Raw genomic sequence first — 9,618 nt, 5'->3', positions numbered from 1 at the left:
ACGGGCATGATCCGGGGTTTGGAGGGGACCCGTTGGCGGAGGGAGTAGGTTCCGGCAACGATGTCGCCGAGGCGTTTGGACCGGTCGTTGAACAGCGCCACACCGATCGCGAGGCCGCCGAAGGTCAGGTAGATCTCCAGGACGCCAATCAGCCCGCGGATGACGGCGTGCCGGAAGCGGATGGAGCCGCCGTCGTCGCGCACTATCCGAAGTCCTGTGGCGAGCTTCCCCAGGGAGCGTCCACGGGTGAGGGTCTCCACGGTGACGGGAACTATGACGATGGAAAAGACGACGCTGCTCAGGATCAAGGCCCGGATGGCGGCTTCATCGAGATCCTCCGAGGCGATACTGACGAGGATGATGAGGAGTATCGCCAACACTATGTGGGAGACGACGTCGAGGATGAGGCCCAACGCGCGGGCAGCGAAGGATGCGGGTCGCAGTTCGAGGACCACTGCCTCGCCTGTGATGATTGAACTCATGCCAGCCCCCATGCCTCGCAAACGCTGCGGGCGCTTGGCGTGCCCGTAACACCGAGTCTAGCGGCGTGACTGATCTTCACGCGGACTGAGGCGCTAGGGTGGTGCCGTGGACATCGACGCCTTCTCGGCCGTACATGGGGACAAATGGTCCCGGCTTCATTTCCTTGCGCATAAGCGCCGGCTCACGGGAGCCGAAGCGGATGAGTTGTTGCGGCTCTATCAGACGGTGTCCGGGCATTTGTCGCTGATCCGTTCAGTGGCCCCGGAAACTGCGTTGTCGGCCACCCTGTCTGCAGGGCTGGCCCAGGCCCGGACCAGGTTCACCGGGGCGCGCTCGAATTTCATGGAGGACCTGGCACAGTTCTTCGTCATTTCCCTGCCGGCGGCGTTCTACCGGATCCGCTGGTTGACCCTTTGGTGCGGGGTGGCATTCGTCCTGGTGGCCGGCGCGTACGCCTTGTGGATCGGGACATCGGCGGAAGCGCTGAGGGCCGTGGCCAGTGAAGCCAAGGTCCAGCAGTACGTGGAGGAAGACTTCATCGACTACTACTCGGAAAACCCGGCTGCCTCGTTCGCCGGAGCCGTGTGGACCAACAACGCCTGGATTTCGGCCCAAGCCGTGGCGTTCGGCGTCACAGGGTTCTGGGTGCCGTTCATCCTTTTCATGAACGCGCAAAGCCTGGGCGTGGCCGCGGGACTTTTCTTGGCGACCGGGAAAATGGACGTCTTCTTCAGCTACATCCTTCCGCACGGCTTGATGGAACTGACCGCAGTGTTCATTGCCTGCGCAGCCGGTCTGAAAATCTTCTGGGCCATGGTGCGGCCCGGGCCCCGCACGCGGCTGCAGGCTGTGGCTGACGAGGGGCGTTCCTTGATCACCGTTGCCTTGGGGCTGGTGCTCGTTCTGCTGATTTCGGGAATGGTGGAAGGTTTCGTGACGCCCAGCGCCTTGCCTGTGTGGGCGAAGATCACCATCGGCGCCCTGGTTCTGGCCGGCTATTGGGTGTACACGTTAGTGCTCGGTGGCAGGGCCGCGCGGACCGGTGTTACCGGTGACCTGGACGCGAACGACGCCGGATACCGCAGCATCGCCGCGTAGACCTTACAGTTACGTTTCGATCCGGGCTCAGCCGGGGTGGCACAGCGTGTCGGCGGAAGGCCGGGCGGTAGGCTCGAATGCAGACAAGAGAGCCGGCAGTACGCATTCGCCGGTGGATGCCTACGGAAGTGAAACCGCTGTGAGCGACAAGAGCCCAAAACCACAAGAACCGGACACGGACGTCCACGAGGACCCCAACGAGCCGGCCTTCGACTGGATGAAGCCGAAGACCTCCAGCGGTGCCTCTCCGGCGGCTACTGAGGCGAAGGCTGCCCCCACGACGACGACTTCCGGTACGGTTGACCCCGCGCCGGCGGTTGCCACAGGGGCGACGCCCGCTACCGCGACGCCCGCCGGCGGCCAGCCCGGGAGCCGTGCCGATCGGAAGGCTGCAGAAGCGGCCGACGCCGAGCCCGAACCCCCGCTGTTCGCTGACACTCTTGCCGATACCGCCTCGGAGAAAGAGTCCTCACACTATTCAGAACCCTTGCCGACGTCGGCCCTTCAGGTCCGCCCGCCCGAAGAAGAAGTGGCCCGACGCAACGCCGAACGTGAGCAAGCCGCCAAGGTCAAGCCGATCGGACCGCGGGTTTTCCAGGTTCTGTTGGCTGTGTTCTACCCGGTGATCCTCCTGGTGCTCGCCGTCCGGGCTGTTACCAGCCCCCTGTTCCTGTGGGTGGAGTACAACCGTCCGGGTTTCCCGGGCGATGGCTACGGATTCAGCACAGATGACCGCATGACCTACGGCTCCTACGCCGTGGACTACCTCAGCAATTGGGCTGGTCCGCGTTACCTGGGTGGTTTGGTCAACCAAGATGGCACCAAGCTTTTCCAGGACAGTGAAGTGGCGCACATGGCCGACGTGAAGCTGGTCATTTTGTCGTCCTTCGCTGCCGGACTGCTGCTCATCATCCTCAGCATCATCGCCATCCTGTACCTGCGTAAGCGCAGCAACGGCGGCATCCGCCGCGGTCTCTTTGCAGGATCGATCGTCACGTTGGTCATCATCATTGGCCTCGCTGTCCTGGCGGCACTGAGCTGGGAGCAGTTCTTCACGGAATTCCATCGGATCTTCTTCGCCAATGGAACGTGGACGTTCTCCCTGGAAGACACTCTCATCCGGCTCTTCCCGGGACAGTTCTGGATAGATGCGGGCATCGTGATCGGCGCGTTGGTGTTCCTCGTGGCGACGGTGACGTTCATCTTTACCTGGCCCACCAAGCGGCGTCGGAGCCTCACCCCGGCCCCATCGGCGGAGGAGGACCAGGAATCAGACGCGGAAGCCGCTGTTGAGGCCGATGACCTCAGCAAGGAACGGACGGACGCCCACCGCTGACAGCTCCCGGGCTGTTGGATGTGGGCCCATGCGTAAGGAGTTTGATCAGGCGGTCCGGGTTGTCCGTGCTGGCGATGAGGGTCTTGCCGTTTTTCATCTTGATGTTGATCTCGGGCCCTCCGACCAAATAGCCCACCATGCCGGGGCCCATGTAGCGGAGCCCGTAGCCGCTGGGACCGGCCGCAGCGTCCACGGTCACCGTTGCGATTTCATCCCTGCGCAGTGTCCGTTTGAAGATGTCGCAGAAGACGATCACGACGCGGTGTTCGTCCACCCTGATGGTGGCGCTCATGAACGCCACCAGGGATCCCGCCGGGAAAGTAATTAGCGGTACCAGCAGGAAATCGATTCGCTGTTGGACTATCGACAGAATGATGAAGAGTGTGCCGAAGGCTATGAATGCCAGCCCAAGAATTCGTGGAACCATGCTGGCCCTGGCGCGGGAATAGTAAAGCGCCTGTGCCGGCCCTGCTGAAGTTGCTGCCATGAGGTCCCCCTGAACGTGTGGTTCGTGAGGGCAACGCTACGGCCCCGACAAGGACCCTCAGTTGAGGGAACTGTGAATTGGGTGGCGATTCTGGCGAAATTAGGTGGTGAGAAGCGTGAACTAGGTGGTCCCGCTACTTCTCGTAGAGCTTCTCCACAGCGGCCTTGAAGTCGTTGACCACGGCTGCCCGCTTCAGTTTCAGGGACGGCGTGAGATGCCCCGACTCGACACTGAGTTCCGCAGTGATGAACGCGAACTTACGGATCGATTCAGCCGCGGAGACGAGTTTGTTGGCCTCGTCAACGGCGGACTGAACGGCCGCTTTCACCCGGTCATCACCGGCCGCTTCGGCAGGTGACAAAGCACCGATTTTGTTCTCGGCGCACCAGTCGGCAAGTCCTTCAGGATCCAGGCTCACCAGCGCGGCGACGAAGGGACGGCCGTCGCCCACCACTACGGCCTGGCCCACCAGTGGGTGCTCGCGGAGCTTCTCCTCCAAAGGTGCGGGCGCCACGTTCTTACCGCCGGCAGTGACCAGGAGGTCCTTCTTCCTGCCCGTGATGGTGAGGAAGCCATCGGCGTCCAGCTCGCCGAGGTCACCGGTACGGAAGAAGCCATCAACAAATGCAGCCTCGGTGGCCTCTTCATTGGCATGGTAGCCCTTGAAGACACCGATGCCCTTGACCAGCACCTCACCGTCCTGGGCCACCCGGATGGTGGTGCCGGAAAGGGGGATGCCCACCGTACCTATTCGGGTCATGCTGGGAGTGTTGACGGTGCACGGGGCAGTGGTCTCCGTCAATCCGTAGCCTTCCAGCACAGGCACGCCTGCACCATGGAAGAAATGGTTGTCCCGAAGACTCAGCGGGCTGGCTCCGGAGACCGTGTAGCCGACCTGTCCGCCGAAAACCTCCCGAACTTTGGGATAGAGGAGTTTGTTGAACGCGGCATGCTTCATGCCCAGAAGCCACCCAGGCCCCGGTCCCTGTCCGCGCGCGGCGAGGTCCACCGCCGTCGAATATTCCACGGCGGTTGCCGACGCTGCAGAGAACAGCGCAGCTTTTCCGCCCATGGCCGCCTTATGGCCGGCGCCGGCATAGACCTTCTCAAAAATTCGCGGCACGGCGAGCAGGAACGTGGGCTTGAAAGTACTGAGGTCTGCCATCAACCCACTGGCACCCGCGCTGTGACCCAGCGTGATGCCGGCAGTCAGGCACACCACTTGGACTGCCCTGGCCAGGACGTGCGCCAGTGGCAGGAACATCAGCGTCCGCGCGCCCTGCTGCATCAGGAGCTCGGGAAGGAACGGAATGACGTTCCGTGCCACCAGGACAAAGTTGCCGTGCGTGATCTCGCAGCCCTTGGGCTTGCCGGTGGTTCCGGAGGTATAGACAATTGAGGCGATGTCGGCGAGATTCGCTGCGCTGCGCTGGCGCTCCAACTCAGCGTCCATGATGCCGACTCCGACGGCGGAGACGCTGGTCAGGTTGGGGGCGTCGCCGTCGTGGTCCATCCGCATGATCGCCACGGGATCATCGCCGAGAGCCGCGGACCGATCCACCAAGTTGTGCACGAGTTCGGCTTTGGCATGGTCTTCGACGAAGATGCGGCGGGCGCCCGAATCTGCCAGGATCCACTCGATCTGGCTTGCCGAGGACGTCTCGTAGATGGGAACCGTGACGCCGCCGGCCATCCAGATAGCGAAGTCAACCAACGTCCACTCGTAGCTGGACCGGGACAACACCGCTACAGGATCGCCAGGGTTGAGACCTCCGGCGATCAGGCCCTTGGCGAGGGCGGTAACGTCCGCGAGGAACCTGGCCGCGGAAACATTCAGCCATCCGTTCGCCGTCTTGTGGGCGTACAGAGTGCCAAACGGATCCTTGGCGCAGCGTTCCAGCAGGAGGTCCGTGACGTTGGTATCCGGGTCTGCCTGGACCAGAAGCTCCGTGCTGGCTTCCCTCACTGCTTGCCTCCTAGATCCACGACGGCATCCACATTCTCATCCGCCATTCCTGGTAGCTGATCACTTCCGCGGTCAGGACCGGGTAGAAGAACGCCGTCGCCACGACTGCCAGTACAAGGACCAGGCCCACCGCATAAAGCCCGGAGCGCCGCCGCCAGGGCGGATCACTGCTGCGGCCCAGGACCAACCCCAGCACATACGTCAGACCGAGAACCAGGAAGGGCTCGAAGGACACAGCATAAAAGATAAACATGGTGCGTTCCGGATACATGAACCACGGCAGGTACCCGGCGGCGACTCCTGCCAGGATGGCACCTGCACGCCAGTCGCGGCGGCCTGCCCACCAGAACAACAGGATGACCAACGCAATGGTTCCGCCCCACCACACCACCGGATTGCCCACGGGCAGGATGGCCGAGGAACAGGTCTCTACGATGCAGCCGGGCGTGCCCTGCTGGGGCGTCTGATAGTAGAACGAGGTAGGCCGGCCCATGAGGAGCCACGTCCAAGGACTGGACTCATACGGATGATCTGAGCTCAGTCCTTGATGGAATTTGTACGCCTCAAGGTGGTAGTGCGCCAGGGATCGCACGGAATTGGGCAACCAATCCCAACCCGGTGCCGGGTTGGTGGCCGCCCACTGGCGGTAATAGGCATCCTTGGACAGGAACCAGCCCGTCCACGTTGCCGCATACGTCACGGCAGCCACCGGAATGATGGTGATGAAGGCCAGGAGACCGTCTTTGAGGATTCCGGCGCTGAACCAGCTGCGGATGCCCGCAATACGCCGGGCGTTCAGGTCCCACAGGACCGTCATCAGGCCGAAGGCGGCCACGAAGAACAACGCGGACCATTTGGTTCCCACAGCCAAACCAAGGCAGATCCCGGCAACAAGGCGCCACCAGCGCATTCCAAGCCAAGGACCGGCCACCAGCTGCGTAGGGGAGGGGCGGCCTCGCGGGGAAGCAGCCGCTTGCGCGGCGAGCCGTGAAGCCAGACGACGACGACCGTCGTCGCGGTCCAACAGCAGGGCGCCGAACGCGGCGAGGATCCAGAACGCGAGGAAAACATCCAGCAAAGCCGTCCGGGAGAGCACCAAGTGGTGGCCGTCAATGGCGAGCAGGAGCCCTGCAACGGCGCCGAGGGTGTGTGAACGGAACAGTTTGAGGGCGATGAGGGAAATCAGGAAAACGGTCAGTGTCCCCGTCAACGCTGCACCGAAGCGCCAGCCGAACGGGTTGTCGCCACCGAACAGCCACATCCCGAAGGTGATCATCCACTTGCCCACCGGCGGATGGACAACATATTCCGGGGTGTTGAGGAGGACATTCGGATTGCCGGCGTTGAAGGAATCATTGGCGTTGGCGGGCCAGCTGCGCTCGTAGCCGCTCACCAAATAGGAGTATGCGTCCTTGACGTAGTAAGTCTCATCGAACACCAGGCTGTGCGGAGCATCCAGGCGGAAGAAGCGGAGGATGCCGCCCAGTACGGCAGTGATGGTGGGGATCAGCCAGAACCACAGGCGTAACGACGCCGGGTAGTCCCGCCAACTCTGGATCCCGCCGATCAGGCGCTCCCTGAGGGCCTGCGCGGTATAGGCCTCCGGTGGCCGTGCGATCCAGCGATGGCGCTCCAGGCCGCGGCCCGGAAGCGGCGGGGCTGCAGCGTGCTCCATCGCCGAAGTCCGACGCGACTGCATCACGTCCCCGATGACCGGGGTGGATGGTTGTTCCATACTGTCCGGTGTGTCACCGGCTCCGGTGGTTGACGGGGACGCCACAGGAGTTCCGGAAGTGGTGGCAGGAACGGGCGACTGGTTCACCCGCCCATGCTACCTTTCGATCCTTGATGCAGCGTTGAGGTGCGGCGCTGGAGGCAGCGCGGCATTAGGCTTGGCAGGTGGACGAACAGCACAGCACCCCGGACGAGGCACCTTTCAGCGACGACCTGGACACCGGAGTTCCTGCTGCCGGTGCCGGCGCAATGCCGGGCGTCGGCAGGATTGTCCTGGCGGCCACCCCCATCGGAAACGTGGGTGATGCGACCACGAGGCTGATTGAACTCCTGGGGACCGCGGACATCGTGGCTGCAGAGGACACCAGGCGATTGCACCGGCTGGTGACGGCCCTCGGAGTGGAAGTCTCCGGACGGGTCATCAGCTATCACGAGCACAACGAGGCTGCCAAGACCGGCGAACTGCTTGACCACGTACGTGCCGGAAAGACCATCCTGATGGTCAGCGACGCCGGTATGCCCGCCGTCTCGGACCCAGGCTTCCGTTTGGTGGAAGGCGCTGTCTCTGCAGGCCTGACCGTCACGGCTGTCCCTGGCCCCTCGGCCGTTCTGACCGCCCTTGCACTGTCCGGCCTGCCAACCGACCGCTTCTGCTTTGAGGGGTTCCTGCCACGGAAATCGGGGGAGCGGAACTCGCGCCTCGCCGACCTCGCAGACGAGCGCCGCACCATGGTTTTCTTCGAGGCGCCGCACCGGCTCGAAGTGATGCTCAGGGCACTCCACGAACGGTTCGGAGCCGAGCGCCGTGTAGCTGTGTGCCGCGAGTTGACCAAGACATACGAGGAAGTCATTCGGGGGACGCTGCGCGAACTGCTGGAATGGGCAGAGAACAACGAAGTCCGAGGCGAAATCGCGGTGGTAGTCGGTGGTGCGCCTGAACAGGAGCCAGGCAAACCCGAAGACCACGTGGCAGCCGTGAACGAACTCATCTCCCAGGGCATCCGCCTCAAGGAAGCCGTTGCAGCAGTGGCCGAGGACGCCCGCGTCAGCAAGCGGGAGCTGTACTCGGCGGTACTCGCAGCACGTTGATCCACGCTGTGCAGCTGCACAAAATGGCGCCTGCATGGCAGTGCGTGAAGGCGTAGACACTCGTTCTCACGGGGCAGTACGGTGGCAGTAATTCACGCCGCTTCCGGCAAAGAACCCCCGTGGTGCAATTCTCCAAAGCACCCAAGACGAAGGAGTCGCCATGACTGTCACGGTTGAACGCGAAAGCGAACTGCTGGCTTCCGTCCCCACCGGCCTGCTGATCAACGGTCAGTGGCGCCCGGCCGGATCCGGTAAGACCTTTGATGTTGAGGACCCGGCCACGGGCAAGGTCCTGATTAGCATCTCCGACGCCGGTGCTGAAGACGGCGCCGCCGCCCTCGACGCCGCTGCTGCCGCACAGGCCGATTGGGCCCGCACGGCACCGCGCGAACGCGGCGAGATCCTGCGCCGTGCCTTTGAACTGGTCACCGAACGTGCCGAAGACTTCGCACTGCTGATGACCCTGGAAATGGGCAAGCCCTTGGCCGAGGCCCGCGGCGAAGTCACCTACGGTGCAGAGTTCCTGCGTTGGTTCTCCGAAGAAGCCGTCCGCGTGTCCGGCCGCTACTCCGCAGCTCCCGATGGCAAGAACCGCCTCCTGGTGCAGAAGAAGCCGGTGGGCCCCTGCCTGCTGATCACCCCGTGGAACTTCCCGCTGGCCATGGCTACCCGCAAGGTTGCCCCCGCCGTCGCCGCCGGCTGCACCATGGTGCTCAAGCCCGCCAACCTGACCCCGCTGACCAGCCTGCTCTTCGCCCAGGTCATGCAGGAAGCCGGCCTGCCCGCCGGTGTTCTCAACGTCATCCAGACCTCCACCGCCGGTGCTGTGACCGGGCCCCTGATCAAGGATGACCGTCTCCGCAAGATCTCCTTCACCGGCTCCACCCCGGTGGGTCAGGCACTGATCCGCGAAGCTGCCGACAAGGTCCTGCGCACCTCCATGGAGCTCGGCGGCAACGCCCCGTTCGTGGTCTTCGAAGACGCTGACCTGGATAAGGCAGTTGAGGGTGCCATCGCCGCGAAGATGCGCAACATGGGCGAGGCCTGCACCGCTGCGAACCGCTTCATTGTGCACGAGTCCATCGCTGACTCGTTCGCAGAGAAGTTCGCCGCCAAGATCGGCTCGCTCACCACTGCCCGCGGCACCGAGCCCGAGTCCAAGGTGGGCCCGCTCATCGATGGCAAGGCCCGCGACGGCGTTCACGCCCTGGTCTCTGAAGCCGTAGCAGGAGGTGCCACAGCCGTCACAGGTGGTGCCGCCGTCGACGGTCCCGGATACTTCTACCAGCCCACCGTGCTGAAGAACGTGGCAGCCGATGCCCGCATCCTGCAGGAAGAGATCTTCGGACCGGTAGCGCCGATCATCACTTTCTCCACCGAAGACGACGCAGTTCGCCTGGCCAACAACACCGAATACGGCCTGGT

General features: G+C 63.4%; 8 protein-coding genes. 4 read left to right on the top strand and 4 right to left on the bottom strand.

The annotated features are described in order from the left end of the window. On the bottom strand, positions 1-482 hold a 482-nt coding region (locus HP499_RS15840), incomplete at its 3' end, for an RDD family protein (protein ID WP_172325190.1). 106 nt (positions 483-588) lie between these two features. Between HP499_RS15840 and HP499_RS15835 the strand changes: the two genes are divergently transcribed. Both HP499_RS15835 and HP499_RS15830 read left to right on the top strand, forming a co-directional pair. Beyond that, positions 589-1,581 (top strand): stage II sporulation protein M, encoded by a 993-nt coding sequence (locus HP499_RS15835; protein WP_172325189.1) that lies wholly within the window; start codon positions 589-591, stop codon positions 1,579-1,581. A 139-nt stretch (positions 1,582-1,720) separates the two neighbouring features. Further along, on the top strand, positions 1,721-2,917 hold the full coding sequence (locus HP499_RS15830; RefSeq protein WP_172325188.1) for a TIGR01906 family membrane protein: 1,197 nt from the start codon (positions 1,721-1,723) through the stop codon (positions 2,915-2,917). Here HP499_RS15830 and HP499_RS15825 read toward each other — a convergent pair. The 3 genes from HP499_RS15825 to HP499_RS15815 form a co-directional block, all read right to left on the bottom strand. Continuing rightward, complete coding sequence (locus HP499_RS15825) at positions 2,886-3,404, bottom strand: hypothetical protein (protein WP_172325187.1); 519 nt, start codon at positions 3,402-3,404, stop codon at positions 2,886-2,888. The genes HP499_RS15830 and HP499_RS15825 overlap by 32 nt on opposite strands. Positions 3,405-3,537: 133 nt before the next feature. Beyond that, on the bottom strand, positions 3,538-5,370 hold the full coding sequence (locus tag HP499_RS15820; RefSeq protein WP_172325186.1) for a long-chain fatty acid--CoA ligase: 1,833 nt from the start codon (positions 5,368-5,370) through the stop codon (positions 3,538-3,540). A gap of 10 nt (positions 5,371-5,380) precedes the next feature. Beyond that, positions 5,381-7,192 carry a phospholipid carrier-dependent glycosyltransferase gene (locus HP499_RS15815; protein WP_172325185.1) on the bottom strand — a complete coding sequence of 604 codons (1,812 nt, stop codon included), beginning with the start codon at positions 7,190-7,192 and terminating at the stop codon, positions 5,381-5,383. A 161-nt stretch (positions 7,193-7,353) separates the two neighbouring features. On the opposite strand from HP499_RS15815, the gene rsmI reads away from it, so the two are divergent. Continuing rightward, positions 7,354-8,193 (top strand): 16S rRNA (cytidine(1402)-2'-O)-methyltransferase, encoded by an 840-nt coding sequence (rsmI, locus tag HP499_RS15810; RefSeq protein ID WP_172325191.1) that lies wholly within the window; start codon positions 7,354-7,356, stop codon positions 8,191-8,193. 160 nt (positions 8,194-8,353) lie between these two features. After that, on the top strand, positions 8,354-9,618 hold a 1,265-nt coding region (locus HP499_RS15805), incomplete at its 3' end, for an NAD-dependent succinate-semialdehyde dehydrogenase (protein ID WP_172325184.1).

Origin of the sequence: Paenarthrobacter sp. CM16 (assembly GCF_013179505.1) — a bacterium.
In the GTDB taxonomy this organism is placed as follows: domain Bacteria; phylum Actinomycetota; class Actinomycetes; order Actinomycetales; family Micrococcaceae; genus Arthrobacter.
The sequence above is the reverse complement of the archived record's forward strand: the minus strand, read 5'-3'. Positions and strand labels throughout refer to the sequence as shown.